The organism is Streptomyces sp. NPDC041068 (assembly GCF_040647455.1).
Taxonomy (GTDB): domain Bacteria; phylum Actinomycetota; class Actinomycetes; order Streptomycetales; family Streptomycetaceae; genus Streptomyces.
In genome coordinates this window covers 61,176-82,959 of sequence record NZ_JBEZCG010000005.1, presented here as the reverse complement: position 1 = coordinate 82,959, position 21,784 = coordinate 61,176, and the positions used below count along the sequence as shown (strand labels likewise).

The window sequence follows — 21,784 nt, the reverse complement described above, 5'->3', positions numbered from 1 at the left end:
TCCGCTCACTGACCGACGAAGAACGGCCGGAAATGGATCACGGTGAGCTAAGTCATGCGCAGAGGCCGCGTAAATTGACGGCGCCTTCACATCCCCGTACGTAAGCTTCACCACATGGCCACGACTCCCTCCCCCGACCGGCGACGCACCGCCGACGAGGTCAACGAGGAGATCCGTGCGCTCTGGCTCCGCGCGGGCGGACGCCTGAGGCCCGACGAGCGGCGTGTGTACGAACGCTTGGTCACCGAATGGGCCGAGGCCGAGGCCAACTCCTCGCCGACACACGCAGCTTGAGAGCGAGCCCCGTTGGGGGGCGCGGGGCCGTGACATATGCGGCTCCGCCGCGTGGGCGCGACGAGCCACAACGCACCCGCAGCAGACAACGAACAAACAAAAGGCCCCGGAACCAAAGGTTCCGGGGCCTTTGAGTCAACCGCTACTGCGCCGCAGGCTTGCGCAGCGCGATGTTCAGCTCGCGCAGACGGCTCTCGTCCAGCTCGGTCGGCGCACCCATCATCAGGTCCTGGGCGTTGCCGTTGAGCGGGAAGGCGATCGTCTCGCGGATGTTCGGCTCGTCGGCCAGGAGCATCACGATGCGGTCGACGCCCGGGGCGATGCCACCGTGCGGCGGGGCGCCGAGGCGGAAGGCGCGCAGCATGCCCGCGAACTCGTGCTCCACCGTCTCCGCGTCGTAGCCCGCGATCTCGAAGGCCTTCAGCATGACGTCCGGCTCGTGGTTCCGGATGGCGCCGGAGGAGAGCTCGATGCCGTTGCAGACGATGTCGTACTGCCAGGCGAGGATGTCGAGCGGGTCCTTCTCCTCCAGGTCCTTCATGCCGCCCTGCGGCATCGAGAAGGGGTTGTGGGAGAAGTCGATCTTGCCGGTCTCCTCGTCCTTCTCGTACATCGGGAAGTCGACGATCCAGCAGAAGCGGAAGACGCCCTCCTCGAAGTGGCCCGCACGCTTGGCGGCCTCGACGCGGACCGCGCCCATGATCTTCGAGACCTCGTCGAACCCGCCCGCGCCGAAGAACACGGCGTGGCCGGCCTCCAGGCCGAGGCGCTCGGTGAGGACCTTGACGTTCTCCTCGGTCAGGAACTTCGCGATCGGGCCCGCGAAGGTGCCGTCCTCGCCGACGCGGATCCAGGCGAGGCCCTTGGCGCCCTGCTCGACGGCGTAGTCACCGAGGCCGTCGAAGAACTTGCGGGACTGCGAGGCGGTGTCCGGGACGGGCAGCGCGCGCACGTGCTTGCCGGCGAAGGCCTTGAACTCCGAGCCCTCGAAGACGTCGGTGATGTCGACGAGCTCCAGCTTGGCGCGCAGGTCCGGCTTGTCGTTGCCGTACTTCAGCATCGACTCGCGGAACGGGATGCGCGGGAAGGGGGACGTCACCTCGCGGCCGCCGCCGAACTCCGTGAAGAGCTCGGTCATGAGCTTCTCGATGGGCCGGAAGACGTCTTCCTGCTCGACGAAGCTCATCTCGACGTCGAGCTGGTAGAACTCGCCCGGCGAGCGGTCGGCGCGGGCGTCCTCGTCGCGGAAGCACGGCGCGATCTGGAAGTACCGGTCGAAGCCCGAGATCATCAGCAGCTGCTTGAACTGCTGCGGGGCCTGCGGCAGGGCGTAGAACTTGCCGGGGTTCAGGCGGGAGGGGACGACGAAGTCGCGGGCGCCCTCGGGGGAGGTCGCGGTGAGGATCGGCGTCGCCATCTCGTTGAAGCCGAGGGCCACCATCTTCGAGCGGATCGCGGCGATCACGGCGCTGCGCAGCATGATGTTGCGGTGCATGCGCTCACGGCGCAGGTCCAGGAAGCGGTACTCCAGGCGGCGCTCCTCGTTCACGCCGTCCTCGGCGTTGATCGTGAAGGGCAGCGGGGCGGCCGCGCCGAGCACCTCGACGTCCGAGGCCTCGATCTCGACCTCGCCGGTGGGCAGCTCGGCGTTGACGTTGTCGGCGCCGCGCGAGACGACCTTGCCGTCGACGCGGACGACGGTCTCCTTGGACAGCTTGTCCAGGACCTCGGCGGCCTTGGTGCCGGGGCGGGCCACCAGCTGCGTGATGCCGTAGTGATCGCGGAGATCGATGAAGAGAATGCCGCCCAGGTCTCGGCGATTGTGCAGCCAGCCGCTCAGCCGGACGTCGGTGCCGACGTCAGAGGCGCGGAGCTCGCCGCAGGTGTGGGACCTGTACCGATGCATCGTCGTTCATCCAGTCTTCGCGAATAGGGGAGAGAGCAGACCTCCCCAAGGCTACCGTCCGGGCGAAGATCGCTTTCCTGATATTCCCCGGGGCCACTCTCCCGTGGCCCTCCGACCGGGGGGCTCGGTGGCGACTTCGCCTTACATCTTCCTAAAGTGGGTCAATGCGCACCGACGATCCCTTCCTGCAGGTGGGGGATGACTCCCTGCCTCCCGTACGGGACGTCCTGGCCGCCATCGCGACCGGACTGTGGCGCTGGGACAACGCATCCGGGACCGTCACCCTCGACGCCGAGGCCGCCCGGCTGCTCGGCCTGCCCGCACGCGCCCAGACCCTGTCCGAGGCGGGCGTGCGCTCCCGCTTCCACCCCGTCGACTGGAACGAGATCTACGGAACCGTCCAGCTCGCCGTCGCCGAGGGCACCCTCGCCGAGGCCCGGCTGCGGATCATGGACGACACCGGGCGCCGGGTCCTGCGCACCGTACGCAGCCGCTCCAAGCCCGTCCTGCACGGCGCCACGGAGGCGTACGAGCTGATCGGCACCCTGCAGGAGGTCACCGAGCCCGCGCCGGGCACCGCGGCCCGCACGCCCGTCACCGGCGACTGGCGCCGCTCCCGGGAGGCGTTCCTGCTCGACGCGGGGCGCGCGCTCGCCGAGGCGCGGTCCACGGAGGAGGTCCTTCGGGTCGCCGCCGGGCTCTCCATGCCGGGGTTCTCGCCGGACGGGCTCGCGGTCTTCGGGGTGGCGGGCGACCGCCTGACGATCATCGGGCACCACGGCCACCAGCCGGGCGACGACGGGCCCTTCTCCGCGATGCCGGTGGACACCGACTACCCCGCCGCCGAGGTGGTGCGCACCGGCCGGGCCGTGTACCTGTCCTCACCCGAGGACTACCGCCGCCGCTATCCGGCGGCCTGGCCACTGGCGCAGCGCTTCGAGCGGCAGTCGTGGGCGTTCCTGCCGCTGACCGTCGCGGGCCGCACGATGGGCGCGTGGATGGCGGCCTTCGCCTACCCCGTCTCCTTCACGCCGGACGAGCGCTCGGTCCTGACGACGGTGGCGCGGATGCTGGCGCAGGCCCTGTCGCGGGCCGGGGTCGCGGAGTCCGAGCGGGAGCTGACGGAGGGCCTGCAGCGCTCGATGCTGCCGATGCTCGGCCCGCAGATCCCGGGGATGAGCGTGGCCGCCCGCTATGTGCCGACCGGCGGGGGCCTGCAGGTCGGCGGCGACTGGTACGACATGATCCCGCTGCCCAGCGGCCGCATCGCCTTCGCCATCGGCGACGTGCAGGGCCACGACGTGCGCGCGGCGGGCCTGATGGGGCAGCTGCGGATCGCCCTGCGCGCGTACGCCTCCGAGGGGCACCGCCCGGACGCGGTGCTCTCGCGCGCCACCCGCTTCCTGTCGGGGATCACGGAATCCCTCACCTACGGCTCGAGCGGCAGCGGCACGGACGAGGCCACCGACTACGACCCGCGCTTCGCGACCTGCCTCTACGTCGAGGCCGACCCGGTGACCGGCGTCCTGGAGATGGCCCGCGCCGGCCACCCCGAGCCCGCGATACGCATGAGCGACGGAACGGTCCTGCTGCGCCCCGTCGCGGGCGGTCTGCCGCTCGGCATCGACCCGGACGCGGACTACCCCACGACGCGTCTCGTCCTGGAGTCCGGCGAGACCATGCTGATCTGCACCGACGGCCTGATCGAGACCGGCGGCCACGACCTGGACAGCGGCTGGTCGCGGATCAGGGCGATCCTGGAGGAGTACACGGGCGAGGGCGATCCCGACGGTCTCGAACAGCTCGCCGACTCCTTGGTGCAGGCCGTGCACGGGCCCTCCTCGCACCACACCACGGGTCCGCTCGCGGACCGCCGCGAGGACGACATAGCGGTGCTGCTGCTGAGCAGGACGCGCCGCCCCGAGCAGCGCACGGACGCCCGCCGCACCGTCCTGACCATCGCCCAGGCCGAACCGGAGCGCATCGCGGGGGCCCGCCGCCACCTGCGGGACCTGCTGCACGACTGGGCGGACGACGACCAGGTCGACTCGGCGGTCCTGATGGTCTCCGAGATGCTCACGAACGTCCTGGTGCACACGGACGGCGACGCCCTGATGGTCGCCGAGGTCACCGGCGAGCCGGGCGCGCGCCGGCTGCGGGCCGAGGCCGCGGACGGCAGCGACGACCTGCCGCACAAACGCCACCCCGGCGAACTCGCCTCGTCAGGGCGGGGGTTGGTCCTGATGGAACTGCTGGCCGGGGCGTGGGGCGTGGACCCGCGGGGCGACGGAAAGAGCATCTGGTTCGAGCTGTACGAAAACACTTCCGGCGGGGATGCGCCCTGAAGGGGCGCGGGGAACTGCGCGACCAGCCACGTACAACCCGCACCTTTACGACGGACTCGCGTAGCGGCCCCGCAGCTCCGAGACGATGCCGAACGCCGCCGCCGTCAGCGGCACGGCCAGGAGCATGCCGAGGATTCCCGCGACCGACGCCCCCGCCGTGATCGCCAGCATCACCACCGCGGGGTGCATCTGCACCGTGCGGCTCTGGATCATCGGCTGGAGGATGTGGCCTTCCAGGACCTGGACGGCCAGGACCACGCCGAGGGCCCACAGCGCGATGGCGAAGCCCCGGTCGGCGAGCGCGACCAGGATGGCGACGGCACCGGACAGGAACGCCCCCAGGTACGGGATGTAGGCGCCGACGAACACCAGCGCGCCCAGGCCCCAGGCGCCGGGAACCCGCAGGATCAGCAGCCCGACGGTGATGCAGATCGCGTCGATGAGCGCGATGAACGTGGTGCCCCGCATGAAGCCCTCGACGGCCTCGAAGGCACGGCGGCCCATCGCCTCGACGGTGTCGCCCGTGGAGCGCGGCGCGAGGGACTTCAGGACGTCGGCGGCCTTGTCGGAGTCGCGCAGGAAGAAGAAGACGAGGAGCAGCGCGAGGACGGCCATGGCGATCATCTCGCCGACCACGCTGAGCCCGCTGATCACGCCGGACGCGGCGGTCCCGCCGTACTTGCTCAGGATGTCCTTGGCGTTGGAGGCCAGGTCGTCGAGCGAGGTCCCCGCGGCCCCGAAGTGCTCGCTGAGCGACTTCGCGGCCTGCTGGAGCGAGGCGATGATCTGGTCGCCGGTCTCGATGAGCGCGCTGACCACGATGTACGTCGCGCCGCCCACGACGGCGACGACCGCGACGCAGGTGAGTCCGGCCGCAAGCGACCGGTTGAGCTTCATCGCGACGAGCCGCCGGTGCAGCGGTCCGAGCAGCGCGGTGCCGAGGATCGCCAGCAGGACCGGCGTGACCGCCGTCTTGAAGGTGACGCAGAGCCAGATCCCCACGGCGGCCACGCCGGTGACGAGGAGGGCGACGACGCACCAGGCGGCGAGGCGGCGCGCGGGCTCGGGCAGGAGGGTGCTCACCCTCCTACCCGAACACGGCGTCAGACGGCCCGCACGTCAGGTACGGCCAGGCTGATGGCCGGGCGTGCTCACATGCCGTGCACGGCGGGGACCGTGCCGAGCAGGCCCTTCTGGAAGTCCTCGAAGGCCTGCTGCAGTTCGTCCCGGGTGTTCATCACAAACGGGCCGTAGTGCGCCATCGGCTCCCGGATCGGCTGCCCGCCGAGCAGCACGACCTCCAGGTCGGGGGCGTGCGCGTCCTGCCGCTCGTCCGCGCGGACGGTCAGCGAGGACCCGGCGCCGAAGACCGCGGTCTGCCCCATGTGCACGGGGCGGCGCTCGGTGCCGACGGTGCCGCGGCCCGCGAGGACGTACGCGAGGCCGTTGAAGTCCTCGCGCCAGGGCAGCGTCACCTCGGCGCCGGGCCGCACGGTCGCGTGGATCATCGTGATCGGCGTGTGCGTGATGCCGGGGCCCTCGTGCCCGTCCAGCTCACCGGCGATGACGCGGAGCAGCGCGCCGCCGTCGGGGGTGGTGAGCAGCTGGACCTGGCCGCCGCGGATGTCCTGGTAGCGGGGGTCCATCATCTTGTCCTTGGCGGGCAGGTTCACCCACAGCTGGAGGCCGTGGAAGAGACCGCCGGACTGGACGAGGGACTCCGGCGGCGCCTCGATGTGCAGCAGGCCCGAGCCCGCCGTCATCCACTGGGTGTCGCCGTTCTGGATGGTGCCGCCGCCACCGTTGGAGTCCTGGTGGATGAAGGTGCCGTCGATCAGGTACGTGACCGTCTCGAAGCCGCGGTGCGGGTGCCAGGGGGTGCCCTTGGGCTCTCCCGCCTCGTACTCCACCTCTCCCATCTGGTCCATCATGATGAACGGGTCGAGGTGCTTGTAGTTGATTCCCGCGAAGGCCCGGCGCACCGGGAACCCCTCGCCCTCGAAGCCGCTCGGCGCGGTGGTCACGGCGAGCACGGGACGCGCCGTGGCATCGCCCTGCGCCACCACTCGGGGCAGGGTCAGCGGGTTCTCGACGGTCACTGCAGGCATGGTCGGTACCTCCTTGTGCGCTCACTTTAGTTGAACGTAGAACTTTCTGCCACTTGAACGAACGGAGCCCGGAGGGCATTCCCTCCGGGCTCCGCGGGTGGCTGGAAGTGATCTACGAGCGCGCCGGGCTGCCGCCCACCGTCACCTCGGCCGCCGCCGAGCAGCTGCCCCTGCAGGTCAGCTCCACCGAGTTGTCCGGCGGATGCACGATCGCCTCGTTCCCGGCGACGCGCGGCGGCACGATGCCGACGAAGGTGTACGTGACCTCGCCGTCCGCCGCGATGTCGGCCGTGGTGTCCAGGTCGCCGACCCCGCGTCCCTCGCCGCACGAGGACGGCGACTTGGCCGAGCAGATCCAGCTGAAGCCCTTCAGCCACTCCGGCAGGGTGTCCCTGACCCGCACGCCGATCGCGTCCGAGGGGCCCGCGTTCTTCGCGATCACCTTGAGCGTCAACCGGTCACCGGCCTTGTACGGGTTCGGCTGGTACGACTGGTCCACCGAGAGCGCGGTGTGCGGACGCGGCGCCACCTGCGCGTGGTCCGTGCAGACGGGGTCGCAGCCGGGGTCGGAGGCGTTGTCCGGCGGCTCGACGGTGGACGTCGCGGTCAGCGCGCCGGTCGCCGACGACGGCACCCTGCCCTGCTGCACGTAGACGACCTTGCCGCCGGGCGGCAGCGTCACGCGTTGGTCGACCCTGCCCGAGCCGGTCTTCGCCGGGCAGACGCCGCCCTCCTTCGCGGTACAGGTCCACGTGAAGTCCTGGAGCTGGGGCGGGAGTTGAGCGATGACCTGGGCACCCTTGGCGACTCCCGGGCCGTCGTTCGTGACGGTGACCGCGAAGGAGAGGGGCTCGCCGGGGACGTAGGGGTCGGGGTCGGCGAGTTCGGAGATGCGGAGGTTCACTTCGTTGACGACGTCGATCGGCAACTGGACGCGGTTGTCACGGGGGTTGAGGTCGTTGTCCGTCTCGCCGCGCACCACGGCGTCGCTCGGCGCCTCGCCGACCGCGTCGGGGCCCGCCTTCACGTCGAGCAGGACGGGCGGGGCCTCCGTGCCGGGCTGGATGACGTCCGGCCGGGTGCAGGTGACCGTCTGCTCCTCGACCTCACAGTCCCAGCCGGGCGCGGAGACGACCTTCGGGGTCAGCCCCGGCGGCAGCGTCTTCACGAGCGTGGTGGCCGTCGACGTGGGGGCGGCCAGCCTGCGGTTGCCGACGGTCAGGGCGAGTTGCCCGGTGCCGCCGGTGCGGAACTCGCCGCGCACCTCCTCGGTGACGTACAGATCGGGATCGAGCGTCGTCACCTTCACGTTGGTGATCTCGTGGAAGCCCGTCGAGGCGCCCGTCGACGCCGCGAAGCCGAGCTTCAGCGTCTCCGGCACAGCGGGCTGCCCCTTCACCTTGGCCAGATCCAGCGGACCGAGCACCCGCTTCATGCCGGCGCCGTCGTGGAAGTCGATGGAGACGGCCAGTTGGAGGGCCGTCGACAGCTCGACCTTCACGGTCCGCTTCGCCCTGGCCCTCGCGCGCTCCCCGTCCACGGCGAGCGGCCGCCGCAACTGGTAGTGCTGCACATAGGCGTTGCCCGTGGCCAAAGCCCCTCGTACGCCGATGGAGTTCGGCACCCGGCCAGGACCGCCCTCGCCCCTGGCCTGGGGCGAGTTGGTGAAGTTGCCGTACTGGTCGAGGCCGACGCCGAGGTAGCCGCCCTCGATGCCGGAGTAGCCGAGCGCGCCGCCGTAGTGGCCCGCGTCCTTGGGCGAGGCCTTGCCGTCCAGGAAGAAGAAGCTGATGCCGTCGGCGCCGCGGGGGGTCGTGGCCCCGTACTGGTACTGGTCGAAGGTCGCCGAGATCCCGGCCCTCGACGGCAGCGCCCGGTTGATCAGCGCGAAGCCGCTCTGCCGGTGGTCGTTGCTGGTGAGCCGGAGCGCGCCGCGCCCCGCCTCGTCCTTCGAGGCCCGCTTCGGACAGCCCTTCAGCGGGCCCTCCACCCCGCGGTCCCCGGTCAGGCACGCCCACCCGTCGGGGTCCTTGGGCCCCGCGGCACGGCTGTACCACTCCGTGGTGTCGACCTCGGACCCCGCGAAGGTCTCGTTGATGAAGGTGTCGGCGTGGACGTCGGTGACCGGCAGGGAGAGACCGGCGGCAGCTAGGACGACCACGGCGAGACCACGCGAAAGAAGACTACGCATGGTCACGATCAAGTCACGGAGAGCAACCAGTCGCTAGCGGGGTGCGCCGTACGGGTCGTTCGCTCGTTCGCCTGCGGGTGCGTCGTGGCTGGTCACGCCCACGCGGCGGAGCCGCATACGTCACAGCCCCGCGCCCCTGACGGGGCGCGTCAGCCGTACATGCGCCGCATCGCGAAGTCCACCATCTGCTCGACCGCCTTCGCGTCGAACACCATCCGGTGCTCGCCCTCCATGTCCAGGACGAACCCGTACCCCGTCGGCAACAGGTCGATGACCTCCGCCCCGGTGATCACGAAGTACTTGGAGTCCTTGCCCGCGTACCGCCGCAGCTCCTTGAGGGAGGTGAACATCGGGATCACCGGCTGCTGGGTGTTGTGCAGCGCGAGGAAGCCGGGGTTGTCACCGCGCGGGCAGTAGACCTTCGAGGTCGCGAAGGCCTGCTGGAAGTCCTCCGCGGACATCGATCCCGTGGTGAACGCGCGCACCGCGTCCGCGAGGGACGGCGGCGAGGGCTCGGGGTAGAGCGGGGGCTGCTGGCCGTACCCACCGCCGGGCATGCCCTGCATCTGCTGCTGTTGCGGCGGCGGCTGCGCGCCCGGCGGTGCGTACTGCTGCTGGGCGGCGCCGCCATCCATGGGCTGGCCGTATCCGTACATGCCCGCAAGAGTACTGAGTCACAGATGACCTATTAGGGGTTGCTTCTTATTACCGACGGGTAGCATCATCGTATCCACTTGCTGGTACTCATCCCTTTCCTGCTTACGGAGCCTTCGCCATGGGCCACTACAAGTCGAATCTCCGCGACATCGAGTTCAACCTCTTCGAGGTGCTCGGCCGCGACAAGCTGTACGGCACCGGCCCGTTCGCGGAGATGGACGTCGACACCGCCAAGAGCATCCTCGACGAGCTGCGCAGGCTCGCCGAGAACGAGCTGGCCGAGTCCTTCGCGGACGCCGACCGCACCCCGCCGGTCTTCGACCCGGAGACCAACACCGCGCCGATTCCCGAGACGTTCAAGAAGAGCTACCAGGCCTTCATGGACTCCGAGTACTGGCGTCTTGGCCTGCCCGAGGAGATCGGCGGCACCACCTCGCCGCGCTCCCTGATCTGGGCCTACGCGGAGCTCCTGCTCGGCTCGAACCCGGCGATCTGGATGTACTCGTCCGGTCCCGCGTTCGCCGGCATCCTCTTCGAGGAGGGCAACGAGGCGCAGAAGAAGATCGCCCAGATCGCCGTCGAGAAGCAGTGGGGCTCGACGATGGTCCTGACCGAGCCGGACGCCGGTTCGGACGTGGGCGCGGGCCGCACCAAGGCCGTGCAGCAGGAGGACGGCTCCTGGCACATCGAGGGCGTGAAGCGCTTCATCACGTCCGGTGAGCACGACATGTCGGAGAACATCCTCCACTACGTCCTCGCCCGCCCCGAGGGCCACGGCCCCGGCACGAAGGGCCTCTCGCTCTTCCTCGTCCCGAAGTACGAGTTCGACTGGGAGACCGGCGAACTGGGCGAGCGCAACGGCGTCTACGCCACGAACGTCGAGCACAAGATGGGCCTCAAGGCCTCCAACACGTGCGAGATGACGTTCGGCGACCAGCACCCCGCCAAGGGCTGGCTGATCGGCGACAAGCACGACGGCATCCGCCAGATGTTCATGATCATCGAGTTCGCGCGCATGATGGTCGGCACGAAGGCGATCGCGACGCTCTCGACGGGCTACCTGAACGCCCTCGAGTACGCCAAGGAGCGTGTGCAGGGTCCGGACCTGGCGCAGTTCATGGACAAGACCGCGCCGAAGGTGACGATCACTCACCACCCGGACGTGCGGCGCTCGTTGATGACGCAGAAGGCGTACGCGGAGGGCATGCGCGCGCTCGTGCTGCACACCGCGGCGGTCCAGGACGACATCCAGATCAAGGAGGCGGCGGGCGAGGACGCGTCGGCGCTGATCGCCCTGAACGACCTCCTCCTGCCGATCGTGAAGGGCTACGGCTCGGAGAAGTCGTACGAACAGCTGGCGCAGTCGCTCCAGACGTTCGGTGGCTCCGGGTACCTGCAGGAGTACCCGATCGAGCAGTACATCCGGGACGCCAAGATCGACACCCTCTACGAGGGCACGACGGCGATCCAGGGCCAGGACTACTTCTTCCGGAAGATCGTCCGCAACCAGGGCGCGGCGCTGAACGGCCTGGCCGAGGAGATCAAGAAGTTCCTCGCGGTCGGCACGGGCGGCGAGGCACTCGCCGGTGCCCGTGAGGAGCTGGCCAAGGCCGCGGTCGAGCTGGAGGCCATCGTCGGCGTCATGCTGACCGACCTCGCGGCCACCGAGCAGGACGTGAAGTCCATCTACAAGGTGGGCCTCAACACGACCCGCCTCCTGATGGCTTCGGGCGACGTCGTCGTCGGCTACCTGCTGCTGCGCGGTGCCGCGGTCGCCGCCGAGAAGCTGGAGACGGCTTCCGCGAAGGACAAGGCCTTCTACGAGGGCAAGATCGCCGCGGCCAAGTTCTTCGCCACGAACGTCCTGCCGGGCGTCGCGAACGAGCGGAAGCTGGCGGAGGGCGTGGACCTGGGCCTGATGGAGCTGGACGAGGCGGCGTTCTAACCGATACGCCCCACATCGCACGACACCGGCCCGCCCCCGCCCCGGGGGCGGGCCGCCGTGCGTCCGGCGGCCTGCGCTCAGCGGTGGCAAAGGACACCCACAACAGAACGACCGCTCTGGCTAGGCTGACTCCATGAGCGCCCACCCGTCTCCCACCGCCGCCCTTCCAACGAGCGCTTCGCGCACCCCCTCCGATTCCCGCTTCGACCGCGGCCACACCGAAGACCTCATGTCCTTCCTGGCGGCGAGCCCTTCGCCGTATCACGCCGTGGCAAGCGCCGCCGAGCGCCTCGAGAAGGCCGGTTTCCGGCAGGTCGAGGAGACCGACGCCTGGGACGGGACGACCGGCGGCAAGTACGTGCTGCGGGGCGGCGCGATCGTCGCCTGGTACGTCCCCGAGGGCGCCACCCCGCACACCCCCTTCCGCATCGTCGGCGCGCACACCGACTCCCCGAACCTCCGCGTGAAGCCCCAGCCCGACGCCGGCGCCCACGGCTGGCGCCAGGTCGCCGTCGAGATCTACGGCGGACCGCTGCTCAACTCCTGGCTGGACAGGGACCTCGGCCTGGCAGGACGCCTCTCCCTGCGCGACGGCACCTCGCGCCTCGTGAACATCGACCGTCCCCTGCTGCGCGTGCCCCAACTGGCCATCCACATGGACCGGTCCGTGCACACCGACGGGCTCAAGCTCGACAAGCAGAAGCACATGCAGCCCATCTGGGGCCTGGGCGACGACATCCACGAGGGCGACCTCATCCGCTTCCTGGAGGAGGAGAGCGGTCTGGGCGAGGGCGACGTCACCGGCTGGGACCTCATGACGTACGCGATCGAGGCGCCCGCCTTCCTCGGCCGCGACCGCGAACTCGTCGCGGGACCCCGCATGGACAACCTCCTGTCCGTGCACTCCGCGACGGCGGCCCTCGCCGCCGTCGCCACCCAGGAGAACCTCCCCTACATCCCCGTACTCGCCGCCTTCGACCACGAGGAGAACGGCTCGCAGTCCGACACCGGCGCCGACGGCCCGCTCCTCGGCAGCGTGCTCGAACGGTCCGTGTTCGCGCGCGGGGGTTCGTACGAGGACAAGGCGCGGGCGTTCGCGGGGACCGTCTGTCTCTCCTCCGACACCGGCCACGCCGTCCACCCCAACTACGCCGAGCGCCACGACCCGACGCACCACCCCCGCGCCAACGGCGGCCCAATCCTCAAGGTGAACGTCAACAACCGCTACGCCACGGACGGTTCGGGCCGCGCGGTCTTCGCCGCCGCGTGCGAGAAGGCGGGCGTGCCCTTCCAGTCGTTCGTCTCCAACAACGCGATGCCGTGCGGCACGACGATCGGCCCGATCACCGCGGCGCGGCACGGCATCAAGACCGTCGACATCGGCGTCGCGATCCTCTCCATGCACAGCGTGCGCGAGCTGTGCGGCGCGGACGACCCGCACATGCTGGCCAACGCGCTGGTGGCGTTCCTGGAAGGCTGAGTACCGCTTTGTTGTGTGACTGCGAGAGGCCCGGGTACCCGGGCCTCTCGCAGTCGATACAGCAGGGAGGCGGTCCTCATGGGCCTGGGCGGATGCATCATCCTCATCGCCGTAGGCGCCATCCTCACGTTCGCCACCGACTGGGAGATGGAAGGCATCAACCTCACCGTCACCGGGCTCATCATGATGGCGGTGGGCATCATCGGGGTGGCCGTCTTCACCAGCATCGCGCGGCGCAGGCGGGCCGTGCCGCCGGTCGCGCAGACCACGGTCGTCGAACCCGACCAGGAGCACCGGGGTTACTGAACCTCCCACGCATGTCCGATGTGCGGCGGTTCGGGGTAGTCATGGCGCCATGAGACTTCTCGTACGCGACCGCATGCTCGGCATCGGCGACGACTACTGGATCGAGGACGACCAGGGCCGCAAGGTCTTCTTCGTCGACGGCAAGGCCATGCGCCTGCGCGACACCTTCGAGCTGAAGGACATGCAGGGCAGGGTCCTCATCGACATCCGCGCCAAGATGCTCGCCCTGCGCGACACGATGGTGATCGAGCGCGAGGGCGAGCCGCTGGCCAAGGTCAAGCGCAAGCGGCTCTCCCTGCTGCGCAACCACTACCGCGTGGAGTTGGTCGACGGCACCGAGCTCGACGTCAGCGGCAAGATCCTCGACCGCGAGTTCGCCATCGAGTACGACGGTGAACTCCTGGCCGACATCTCGCGCCGCTGGTTCCGCGTGCGCGAGACCTACGGCCTGCACGTCGTGCGCGAGGACGCCGACCCCGCCCTGCTGCTCGCCGTCGCGGTCTGCGTGATCCGCCTCGCGGAGAAGGAGCGGGGCGAGGACTGAGAAGGACGCGGGGCGAGGACCGACCCCCCAGTCGGCGCCCCACCGCATGCAGGTTACGTAGGGCGATGTTCCGCTTACCGAGAGTGGCCGAAGGGTCGGCCGCTGTCAGTGAGAGAGGAATTGGGTGGCTATGTCTGCATGGCGCACCACGGGCACACGTGCCGCTTTCGCGGCCGGGCTCGGCATCGCAATGGCCCTGACCGTCACGACCACGGCCGTGTCCGCACCGGCCTACGACGGCCACGAACCGGACAACGCCGACTGGGGTACGGTCCTCGACACCTCCCCCGACGGCCTCCAGGCCAACGCCTGGGTGGCCCGCGTCCAGGGCCTGCAGGGAGTCGTCGACACGGCGCTCTTCGAGTCGCACTACCCGACCACGCCGAAGGCCCCCGCCGAGCAGTCCGGCGGCAAGAAGCTGATCGACCTCGCCCCGGGCGGCTTCGGCATCGGCAAGGGCTCCGCGCTGTACTCCCGCGCGATGGGCAACAAGTTCCCGGCCACGACCTCCAGCGACACCGCGGTACCCGCGCCGGGCGTGGCATACGCGGACGCGGGCGGCGCCGCCATCGACGTGGGCATCCCCTACATCCAGAACCCGGCGGGCGGCGTCCAGCTCTCGCCGCTCGGCATCCACGTCGAGGGCATCACCGTCTCGGCGATGAGCGTCCCGGGCAAGCCGGTGCACTTCACCGGCGGGGCCGCGCGCGCCACCCTGTCCTCGATGGGCCAGAAGATCATCGACATCCCGCCGCTGTGGGCGGTGAACTTCGGCGCCCGCATCCCCGCCGACTACTCCAAGCCGGCGTTCGCCCTGGCCACCACCAACGAACAGGTGACCACGAACAACAAGGGCCGTCCGACGCTCGGCGAGGACAAGCACTACCGGTACGACGAGAAGGCCACCAGCGGCTACGTCAACGCCATCCACGCCTCGATCCTCGGCACCGAGGTCGCGGACGTGACGGTCGGCCACGCGGCGGTGCTCCGCGACGCGTCGCTCACCGACAAGCTCAAGGACAAGCTGCCGGTCGACAAGCTGCCCAAGCTCCCGGACTTCGGCGACGTGAAGATGCCGAAGATGCCGGACTTCACGGCCAAGAAGTCCTAAGCGGCCCCTCCGCCCTCGGCCGTCGGCGCCTCGGAGGCGCCGACGGCCGAGGGCGCGCACCGCTTCCCGCCGCACAGCACAAGCCCGAGAAGGGTCCCCGAGAAGGGTCAACCACCATGCCGCAGCACCGACTTGGGCGCACCGCGTCCCTCGCGGCCGCCACGGGACTGAGCGCCGTCCTGCTGCTCGGCGGCGCGGCGCACGCCGCCGAACCCCCGCCGTTCCCGCCGCCAGGCGGCATCGAGCTGAACGAGAAGGGGGAGCCCAAGGGCGAGCAGATCGACACCACTTGGGAGATCGTCAAGCCGTTCAAGGCCGCCGCCGAGTGGATGGTCCACGGCGCCTTCGACATCGCGTCGGGCTTCTGGAACACCTTCTTCCCCGGCACCGCGGCCGACGCCACCCCGAAATCCCCTTCCGACGCCTCCGATCCCTCCGGCACCGCGCCGACCTCGCCGAAGGAGCAGCCCTGACATGCGACGTCTCCCGTCCGTTCCGCTGCGCATCGGCCTCGCGCTGCCGGTCGCCCTGCTCTGCGCCGCGGCGCCCGCCGCCGCCCACCCCGCCCCGGGCCCCGACCCGCACCAGGCCGCGTCCACGCACAACTGGGGCACCGTCCTCGACACGTCCGAGCCCGCGCAGTCCACCGCCTGGGCGATGCGGGCCCTCAGCAGGAACACCGCGTCCGACGCCCGCATCGGCGAGAGCCACCACCCCGCCTACCCGGGCGTGCCCGACGACTACCAGGCCGCACTGAACGGCCCGGTCGAACCGGGCGGCGACGCCCCGTGGTTCGACCACATCCAAGGGGTGCGCACCTCCGCGGGGGCCGCGCCGAGCGACCGCCGCGCCGTGACGGCGTCCGTCTCCGTCGAGGAGATGGAGTTCGGCCTGCCCGCCTACAAGGCGCCCGCGAAGCCGGGTGCCGACTCCACCCAGCTGTCCGAGTTCGGCGTGCTGCTGCGGGACGTCGGGGCGGGCGCGGCAGCCTGGCCCGGCAAGCCGTCCGCCCTCTCCTCGTCCGTCGCCTCCGGCTATCTCTCGCTGGCAGGCAAGCGGATCCACTCCTTCGACGGCACGAGCCCCGCCAACACCGGCGTACGCGTGCCGAAGGACCCGAAGCTGCCGCCGCGGCTGCTGCTCACCGTCAACGAACAGATCAGCACCGACGGCCAGGGCCACCCCAACGTCACCGCGTCCGGCGGCGACATCGCGGACAGGAACGCCCCCGGCGCCTATGTGAACGCCCTGCACCTGACGCTCCTGGGCCCGGAACCGGTGGACTTGACGATCGGTCACGCCGCCGTTCTCCGGCCCGTCGGCTGACCGGTCCGCACCCCCCGGATGGCCGACCCGGCATGCGGTAGTAGCTCTCCGTGTCGACGCTGTAACCATCGGTGGTCAGACAAGTCGACGCGCACCACGCACAGCCCTGACCCCCACCGACCCCTCCCGTACCAGCTACGTCCCCGTACCAGCTACGCGAGACACGAAGGAAAGAGAGGCTGGCCATGGCCTCATGGCGTACTTCAAAGCGGTACGCCCTGCTCACCGCAGGGCTCGCCGCGACCGCGGTGACGGCTACCGCATTCCCGGCCCAGGCGGCGCTCGCGCCGGTCGGCGTCGACGACTGGGGCACCGTCGTCAAGACCGACGACTGTCTGCAGGCGGACGCCTGGGTGGCCCGCGTGAAGGGGCTCGCGAGCGTCGTCGACACCGCGCTCTTCGAGTCGCACTACCCGACCACGCCCAAGGCTCCCAAGCAGCACGCGGGCGGCGAGAAGCTGATCGACCTCGCCCCCGGCGGCGTCGGCATCGGCCGTGCCTCGGCCCTGTACTCCCGCGCCATCGGGCACGCCCACCCCTCGACCGAGGCGGGCAGCAACGACGTCCCCGCACGCGGCGAGGTCTACGCGGACGCGGGCGGCGCCGCCATCGACGTAGGCGTCCCCTACATCCAGAACCCGGCGGGCGGCACCCAGCTCTCGCCGTTCGGCGTGCACGTCGAGGGCATCACCGTCTCCGCGTACTCCCAGCCCGGCAAGGCGGTGCAGTTCACCGGCGGCGCGGCCCGCGGCTACATCTCGGTGGCCGGCGCCCGCATCATCGACATCCCGCCGCTGTGGGCCGTGAACTTCGGCGCCCGCATCCCGGACGACTACTCCAAGCCGCCCATCGCCCTGGCCACCACCAACGAGCAGGTGACCACGGACCAGAAGGGCAACGCGACCCTGGGCCCGGACAAGCACTACAAGTTCGACCCCAAGGCCAGCAGCGGCTACGTCAACGCGATCCACGCCAGCGTCCTCGGCACCGAGGTCGCCGACGTGACCGTCGGGCACGCGGCCGTCATCCGCGACCCCGCGCGCACCGACAAGTTCGCGCCCAAGACCACCAAGTCGGCGGCGAAGCAGGCGACGCAGCCCGCGGGCAAGTCCAAGTTCTGCGCCCCCTACGCGCCGCCCACGAAGGTCCTCGGCGCGATGCGGAACACGTACGACGCGGCAGGCAAGACCTCCTGCTGGTGACCCTTCCGGTGGTCCTCCGGTGATCCGGCACCTCCTCCGCCGGACCCGAACGGCGCCGTACGCCCAGGTGGCGTACGGCGCCGTGCCGTGCCCGCCGCGGCCCGCCGTGACGCGTGACGCTGGTGCGCATGTACGTCACCGCGCTCGCCCGCACGGCCGCCATCGGCGCACTCGCCGCGCTCGCCGTCGGCTGCACCACACCGGAGCCCGAGAACATCCCCAAGGTCAGCGGGGAGTTCGGGCAGCAGCCCACCGTGACCATCCCCGATCTGCCGCCGCCCGACAAGGCGCGGATGAAGGTCCTCAAGGAGGGCGACGGGCCCGTCACACGCAAGGGCCAGGTCGTCGTGACCGACGTCGACATGCGCCTGTGGGAGAAGAACAAGCCGCTCCTGGACACCTACCGCCTGGAACAGCCCACCACCGCCGTCCTGGACGGCGAACACGTCGCCCGCACCTGGGACCAGGCCCTGCTCGGCCGCAAGGCGGGCAGCCGCGTCCTCATGGTCGCCCCCGCCACCCACGGCTTCGGCCCGCACGGCATGGCACCGGCACAGGTCCCGCCCGGCAGCCACATGGTCCTCGTCTTCGACGTGATCGGCGGCTACGGCCCCAAGCAACAGGTCCCGGAGGGCAGTTCGGCCCAGGCGGACGGCAAGAGCGGCGATCCCGTGGTGCGCGCGGAGCCCGGCAAGGACCCGCAGATCACGGCGTGGGGGAGCGCACCCCGCAAGGCGACCGTCCGCACGCTGGTGGCGGGCAAGGGCCGCGAGGTCGGCGAGGGCGACACGGCGGTGGTGCAGTGGTCGGGCCGCGAGTGGGGCAAGAAGGCCCCGTTCGGCTCGACGTACCTGCGCAGCGGCCCGAACGGCTTCGTCGTCAAGAAGGGCGCGGTGCCCCCGGGGTGGTACGAGGCCCTGAAGGGCCGCAAGTCGGGCACCCGACTCCTCCTGACGGTCCCGAAGACCCAGGACCCGACGTTCACGATGACGAAGGGCGGAGTGGGCGTACCCAAGGGCAAGGACGTGGCGTACGTGATCGACATCCTGGACAGCCGAAGCCGCCGCTGAGGGGGCGCGGGGAACTGCGCGAGCAACCCGATCGAACCCGCAGACGACCAAGAACGGTGAAGGCCCCCAGGAGCAACGCTCCCGGGGGCCTTCACCGTTCAGCCCCTGCGATCAGCAGCGCGTACGGATCCAACCACCGCAGCTGATGTCCTGACTGGGGTCGGTCTTGACCACGAACGTGTCCGTGGTCGTGGACCCATTCGTCCCGTTGCCCTCAGAGGTCACACCCGTCGTGCCCTCCAGCTGGCCCTCGGCGCCCTTGTCGACGTCCGTGACCACCTTGACCGGCGGGTAGGAGTCACCGGGCTTCAGCACGTCCGCACCGGTGCCCGGCCGCGTACACGTGACCGTCTGGCCGTTGACCGTGCACTTCCAGCCGTCGCCCGAAGCGGTCTTCGGGGTGACGCCCTTGGGGAAGGTGCGCTCGACGGTGACCTCGCCCCGCGTCGGGCCCGCGGTCTTGTCGTTGCTGGTCGTGATCGTGAACGTGGCCGGCTTGCCCTGGATCACGTCGCCCTCGGGCTTGGTGACCGTGGTGAGGTTCGGGTCCTTGACCGGGGCGGGCGTGACCGTCGTCTTGTCCGTGACCGGGCCCGGGGTCTGCTCGCCCGGCGTGGTCACCTCGGTCTTGCCCTCAAGCTCGCCCTTGGCATCCTCGTCGACCTTGGTGCCGATGTGGATGGTCGGGTAGTTCTTGCCCGGGTTGAGCACATCGGCGCCGGTGCCCGGACGCTTGCAGGTGACGGTCTGACCGTCGATCTTGCAGTCCCAGCCGTCGCCGTTCGCGCTGACCAGGGTGATGCCCTTGGGGAAGGTGCGGACGACCTTCACCTCGCCGTCGGTGGGACCGGCGTCGGGCTTGTTCGCGACGTCGATCGTGTAGCCGGCGTTCTGGCCGCCCACGACGGGCCCTGTCGGCTTGGTGGTGACCGTCAGGTCCGGGCCCTTGGCCGGGGTGACTGTGAACTTGCTGGTCTCGGGCGACTTCTTCGGGCCGCCCGGCGTGGTGGTCTCGGTGGTGACGGTCTTGTCGCCCTTGGCGCCGCCGTCGACCTTCGTCTTCACCGTGACCGGCGGGTACTTGTCACCCGGCTTCAGCGCGTCGGGACCGCTGCCGGGACGCTTGCAGGTGACCGTCTGGCCCTCGACCTTGCAGTCCCAGCCGTCGCCGGAGGCGGAGACCGGGGTGACACCGTCGGGGAACGTCTGCTTGGTGACGACCTCGCCGGTGGTGGGTCCGGCCAGCTTGTCGTTGCTGGTGACCATCTCGAACTCGGCGCCCTCGCCCGCGTTGACCGGGCCCTTGGGGGTGACCGTCGTCGACAGGTTCGGGTCGAGCGTCTCGACCTTGCCGTTCCACAGCTCGTGGATCTCGGTGCTGTAGCCGGTGGAACCGGCGAAGCCGATGCGGAAGGTGTCCGGGACCTTGGGCTGGCCCTTGATCTCGTCGAGGTCGACCGGCTCGATGACGTCCTTGTAGCCGCGGCCGTCGTGGAAGTCGATGGAGACGGCGAGCACGCCCGCGGTGGACAGCTCGACCTTGGCCGTGCGGACCGCCGCGCTGCGGGTCTTGGCCTCGTTCACGGCGAGCTTCCGGCCCGACTGGTAGGTCGCGACCATGGGGTTGTCGACGCTGGTCGCGCCGCGCACGGTGATCGAGTTGGGCTTGCGCTCCTTGGCGCCGCCCGCGCCGTAGCCCTCCTTGGTGAAGTTGCCGAAGACGTCGAGGCCGACACCGAGGTAGCCGCCCTGGATGCCGACGTAGCCGAGGCCGCCGCCGTACTTGCCCGCGGCCTTCGGCAGCGGGGCCGAGCCGTCGAGCAGCATGAGGGAGATGCCGTCGGCGGCGTTGCCGGTCGACGGGTCGTACGCCGCGAAGTCGATGGTGAACTTCAGGCCGCTCTTGGAGGGCAGCGGCGTCTTGGCGACGGCGAAGCCGCTCTGGTCCTTCTTGTTCGACGTCAGCCGCAGGGCGCCCTGCCCCGCCGCGTCACCGGTCGCGTCGGGGCACGCCTTGAGCGGGCCCTTCGCGCCGGTGGCCGCGGTCAGACAGGCGTATCCCGTCGGGTCGTCGGCGGTGGCGGTGGAGCTGTGCCACTTGTCGGGGTCGACCGACGAGCCGGTGAACGACTCACTGGCGATCTCGCCCGCAGCGGCCGGCTGCGGCGCGACGAGGGACAGGCCCATGGCCACCGTGGTGGCCAGGCCGAGCGATGCCGTCAGCCGGGGTGGCAGCCACCCCGGCCGCCGTCCACGACTGTGTCCGATGTCTGTCATTTGGGTGCCTCCTCGGGCGCACCACGCCCTGACCACAGATCTCTGAGTGATTACGTCACGTAGGCATCTGAATGCACACAGTGACCATCTTTTCGATCATCAGAACACCGGGGCCGGGTTGCCGCGATTGGCGAAGCCCAAGCGAGTGAGAGGCACGGGGAGAGGCCATGGGGCGCCTGGCCGCCCGCGTCAGCGACGCGGCGCGGGCGTACCGAGGAGTCGGTCCTTCAGCGCCGGGAACTGCTCCCTGGTGGCGGAGACCCTCGTGGGGTCGAGGTCGACGGTGAGGATCTCCTCGCCGTCGCCCGCCTCCGCGAGCACCTCGCCCCACGGGTCGACGACGACGCTGTGCCCGGCCTGCGGGACGTCCGCGTGCGTGCCACCGGTGCCGCACGCGAGGACGTACACCTGGTCCTCGACCGCCCGCGCGCGGGCGAACAGCAGCCAGTGCTCGCGGCGGCGCGCGGGCCACCCCGCGGGCACCACGAACATCTCGGCGCCCGCGTCGACGAGCCCGCGGAAGAGCTCGGGGAAGCGCAGGTCGTAGCAGGTCGCGAGGCCGAGCGTGGTGTCGGGCGTGCGCACCGTCGCCAGCTCGGAGCCCGCCGCCATCATCACGGCCTCGCCCTTGTCGAAGCCGAAGCGGTGGATCTTCCGGTAGGCGGCGGCGAGTTCACCGTCGGGGGAGAAGACGAGGGAGGTGTTGTAGAGGGGGCCTTCGGGGTCGCGCTCGGGGATCGATCCCGCGTGCAGCCAGACGCCCGCCTCGCTCGCGGCCTTCGACATGGCCTCGTACGTCGGACCTTCCAGCGGCTCCGCCTCGCTCGCGAAGGACTCGTACGCGAAGGCGCCCGTGGTCCACAGTTCGGGGAGCACAACGAGGCCGGATCCCTCCCGCTCCGCGGCCTCGCCGACGAGCGAAGAGACGCGTGACCTACGGGAATTGACCGATTCGCCCTCGTCTACGGCGATCTGGATCAGAGAGGCGCGCACACTACCACCGTCCTGGCATTCGAGCCGTC

At 70.4% G+C, this 21,784-nt stretch carries 18 protein-coding genes; 11 read left to right on the top strand and 7 right to left on the bottom strand.

The genetic code is table 11. The annotated features are described in order from the left end of the window. The first annotated feature begins 114 nt into the window (after positions 1 to 114). Positions 115 to 294 carry a hypothetical protein gene (locus AB0B50_RS12795; protein ID WP_362329372.1) on the top strand — a complete coding sequence of 60 codons (180 nt, stop codon included), beginning with the start codon at positions 115 to 117 and terminating at the stop codon, positions 292 to 294. A gap of 142 nt (positions 295 to 436) precedes the next feature. Here the strand turns inward: AB0B50_RS12795 and aspS are convergent, their stop codons facing one another. Then, complete coding sequence (gene aspS, locus AB0B50_RS12790) at positions 437 to 2,200, bottom strand: aspartate--tRNA ligase (protein WP_362329369.1); 1,764 nt, start codon at positions 2,198 to 2,200, stop codon at positions 437 to 439. Positions 2,201 to 2,364: 164 nt separating this feature from the next. On the opposite strand from aspS, the gene AB0B50_RS12785 reads away from it, so the two are divergent. After that, a complete protein-coding gene (locus AB0B50_RS12785; RefSeq protein ID WP_362329366.1) occupies positions 2,365 to 4,545 on the top strand; it encodes a SpoIIE family protein phosphatase in 2,181 nt (726 codons plus the stop codon). A gap of 45 nt (positions 4,546 to 4,590) precedes the next feature. Here the strand turns inward: AB0B50_RS12785 and AB0B50_RS12780 are convergent, their stop codons facing one another. The 4 genes from AB0B50_RS12780 to AB0B50_RS12765 form a co-directional block, all read right to left on the bottom strand. Then, on the bottom strand, positions 4,591 to 5,628 hold the full coding sequence (locus AB0B50_RS12780; RefSeq protein WP_362329363.1) for an AI-2E family transporter: 1,038 nt from the start codon (positions 5,626 to 5,628) through the stop codon (positions 4,591 to 4,593). Positions 5,629 to 5,696: 68 nt separating this feature from the next. Next, positions 5,697 to 6,653: a pirin family protein gene (locus AB0B50_RS12775; protein ID WP_362329360.1), complete on the bottom strand. Its 957-nt coding sequence runs from the start codon at positions 6,651 to 6,653 to the stop codon at positions 5,697 to 5,699. A 112-nt stretch (positions 6,654 to 6,765) separates the two neighbouring features. After that, on the bottom strand, positions 6,766 to 8,844 hold the full coding sequence (locus tag AB0B50_RS12770; protein WP_362329357.1) for a hypothetical protein: 2,079 nt from the start codon (positions 8,842 to 8,844) through the stop codon (positions 6,766 to 6,768). Between the two features lie 149 nt (positions 8,845 to 8,993). After that, complete coding sequence (locus tag AB0B50_RS12765) at positions 8,994 to 9,500, bottom strand: SseB family protein (protein ID WP_362329354.1); 507 nt, start codon at positions 9,498 to 9,500, stop codon at positions 8,994 to 8,996. Positions 9,501 to 9,619: 119 nt separating this feature from the next. On the opposite strand from AB0B50_RS12765, the gene AB0B50_RS12760 reads away from it, so the two are divergent. The 9 genes from AB0B50_RS12760 (at position 9,620) to AB0B50_RS12720 (ending at position 18,485) form a co-directional block, all read left to right on the top strand. Continuing rightward, positions 9,620 to 11,446: an acyl-CoA dehydrogenase gene (locus AB0B50_RS12760; protein WP_362329351.1), complete on the top strand. Its 1,827-nt coding sequence runs from the start codon at positions 9,620 to 9,622 to the stop codon at positions 11,444 to 11,446. Positions 11,447 to 11,579: 133 nt separating this feature from the next. Further along, positions 11,580 to 12,926, top strand: a complete 1,347-nt coding sequence (locus AB0B50_RS12755) for a M18 family aminopeptidase (RefSeq protein WP_362329348.1) — start codon at positions 11,580 to 11,582, stop codon at positions 12,924 to 12,926. Positions 12,927 to 13,004: 78 nt separating this feature from the next. Next, positions 13,005 to 13,232, top strand: coding sequence for a DUF6458 family protein (locus AB0B50_RS12750; protein WP_362329345.1), 228 nt, complete (start codon positions 13,005 to 13,007; stop codon positions 13,230 to 13,232). Positions 13,233 to 13,281: 49 nt separating this feature from the next. After that, positions 13,282 to 13,776 (top strand): LURP-one-related family protein, encoded by a 495-nt coding sequence (locus AB0B50_RS12745; protein WP_362329342.1) that lies wholly within the window; start codon positions 13,282 to 13,284, stop codon positions 13,774 to 13,776. Between the two features lie 130 nt (positions 13,777 to 13,906). After that, entirely contained in the window at positions 13,907 to 14,887 is a 981-nt protein-coding gene (locus tag AB0B50_RS12740; protein ID WP_362329340.1) for a hypothetical protein, read from the top strand. A 116-nt stretch (positions 14,888 to 15,003) separates the two neighbouring features. Next, positions 15,004 to 15,360: a hypothetical protein gene (locus AB0B50_RS12735; RefSeq protein ID WP_362329337.1), complete on the top strand. Its 357-nt coding sequence runs from the start codon at positions 15,004 to 15,006 to the stop codon at positions 15,358 to 15,360. A gap of 1 nt (position 15,361) precedes the next feature. Continuing rightward, on the top strand, positions 15,362 to 16,213 hold the full coding sequence (locus AB0B50_RS12730; RefSeq protein WP_362329335.1) for a hypothetical protein: 852 nt from the start codon (positions 15,362 to 15,364) through the stop codon (positions 16,211 to 16,213). Between the two features lie 185 nt (positions 16,214 to 16,398). Further along, complete coding sequence (locus AB0B50_RS12725) at positions 16,399 to 17,415, top strand: hypothetical protein (RefSeq protein WP_362329333.1); 1,017 nt, start codon at positions 16,399 to 16,401, stop codon at positions 17,413 to 17,415. Positions 17,416 to 17,543: 128 nt separating this feature from the next. Beyond that, positions 17,544 to 18,485, top strand: a complete 942-nt coding sequence (locus tag AB0B50_RS12720) for an FKBP-type peptidyl-prolyl cis-trans isomerase (RefSeq protein WP_362329330.1) — start codon at positions 17,544 to 17,546, stop codon at positions 18,483 to 18,485. Positions 18,486 to 18,596: 111 nt separating this feature from the next. Here the strand turns inward: AB0B50_RS12720 and AB0B50_RS12715 are convergent, their stop codons facing one another. Both AB0B50_RS12715 and AB0B50_RS12710 read right to left on the bottom strand, forming a co-directional pair. After that, on the bottom strand, positions 18,597 to 20,762 hold the full coding sequence (locus AB0B50_RS12715; protein WP_362329327.1) for a hypothetical protein: 2,166 nt from the start codon (positions 20,760 to 20,762) through the stop codon (positions 18,597 to 18,599). A gap of 189 nt (positions 20,763 to 20,951) precedes the next feature. Then, positions 20,952 to 21,755, bottom strand: coding sequence for a carbon-nitrogen family hydrolase (locus AB0B50_RS12710; protein WP_362329325.1), 804 nt, complete (start codon positions 21,753 to 21,755; stop codon positions 20,952 to 20,954). Positions 21,756 to 21,784 lie beyond the last annotated feature (29 nt).

Bases quoted from the DNA above. Each gene is read 5' to 3' on its own strand.
- AB0B50_RS12795 (WP_362329372.1), top strand. From the start codon at position 115: ATGGCCACGACTCCCTCCCCCGACCGGCGACGCACCGCCGACGAGGTC.
- aspS (WP_362329369.1), bottom strand. From the start codon at position 2,200: ATGCATCGGTACAGGTCCCACACCTGCGGCGAGCTCCGCGCCTCTGAC.
- AB0B50_RS12785 (WP_362329366.1), top strand. From the start codon at position 2,365: ATGCGCACCGACGATCCCTTCCTGCAGGTGGGGGATGACTCCCTGCCT.
- AB0B50_RS12775 (WP_362329360.1), bottom strand. From the start codon at position 6,653: ATGCCTGCAGTGACCGTCGAGAACCCGCTGACCCTGCCCCGAGTGGTG.
- AB0B50_RS12770 (WP_362329357.1), bottom strand. From the start codon at position 8,844: ATGCGTAGTCTTCTTTCGCGTGGTCTCGCCGTGGTCGTCCTAGCTGCC.
- AB0B50_RS12765 (WP_362329354.1), bottom strand. From the start codon at position 9,500: ATGTACGGATACGGCCAGCCCATGGATGGCGGCGCCGCCCAGCAGCAG.
- AB0B50_RS12760 (WP_362329351.1), top strand. From the start codon at position 9,620: ATGGGCCACTACAAGTCGAATCTCCGCGACATCGAGTTCAACCTCTTC.
- AB0B50_RS12755 (WP_362329348.1), top strand. From the start codon at position 11,580: ATGAGCGCCCACCCGTCTCCCACCGCCGCCCTTCCAACGAGCGCTTCG.
- AB0B50_RS12750 (WP_362329345.1), top strand. From the start codon at position 13,005: ATGGGCCTGGGCGGATGCATCATCCTCATCGCCGTAGGCGCCATCCTC.
- AB0B50_RS12745 (WP_362329342.1), top strand. From the start codon at position 13,282: ATGAGACTTCTCGTACGCGACCGCATGCTCGGCATCGGCGACGACTAC.
- AB0B50_RS12740 (WP_362329340.1), top strand. From the start codon at position 13,907: ATGTCTGCATGGCGCACCACGGGCACACGTGCCGCTTTCGCGGCCGGG.
- AB0B50_RS12735 (WP_362329337.1), top strand. From the start codon at position 15,004: ATGCCGCAGCACCGACTTGGGCGCACCGCGTCCCTCGCGGCCGCCACG.
- AB0B50_RS12730 (WP_362329335.1), top strand. From the start codon at position 15,362: ATGCGACGTCTCCCGTCCGTTCCGCTGCGCATCGGCCTCGCGCTGCCG.
- AB0B50_RS12725 (WP_362329333.1), top strand. From the start codon at position 16,399: ATGGCCTCATGGCGTACTTCAAAGCGGTACGCCCTGCTCACCGCAGGG.
- AB0B50_RS12720 (WP_362329330.1), top strand. From the start codon at position 17,544: ATGTACGTCACCGCGCTCGCCCGCACGGCCGCCATCGGCGCACTCGCC.
- AB0B50_RS12715 (WP_362329327.1), bottom strand. From the start codon at position 20,762: ATGACAGACATCGGACACAGTCGTGGACGGCGGCCGGGGTGGCTGCCA.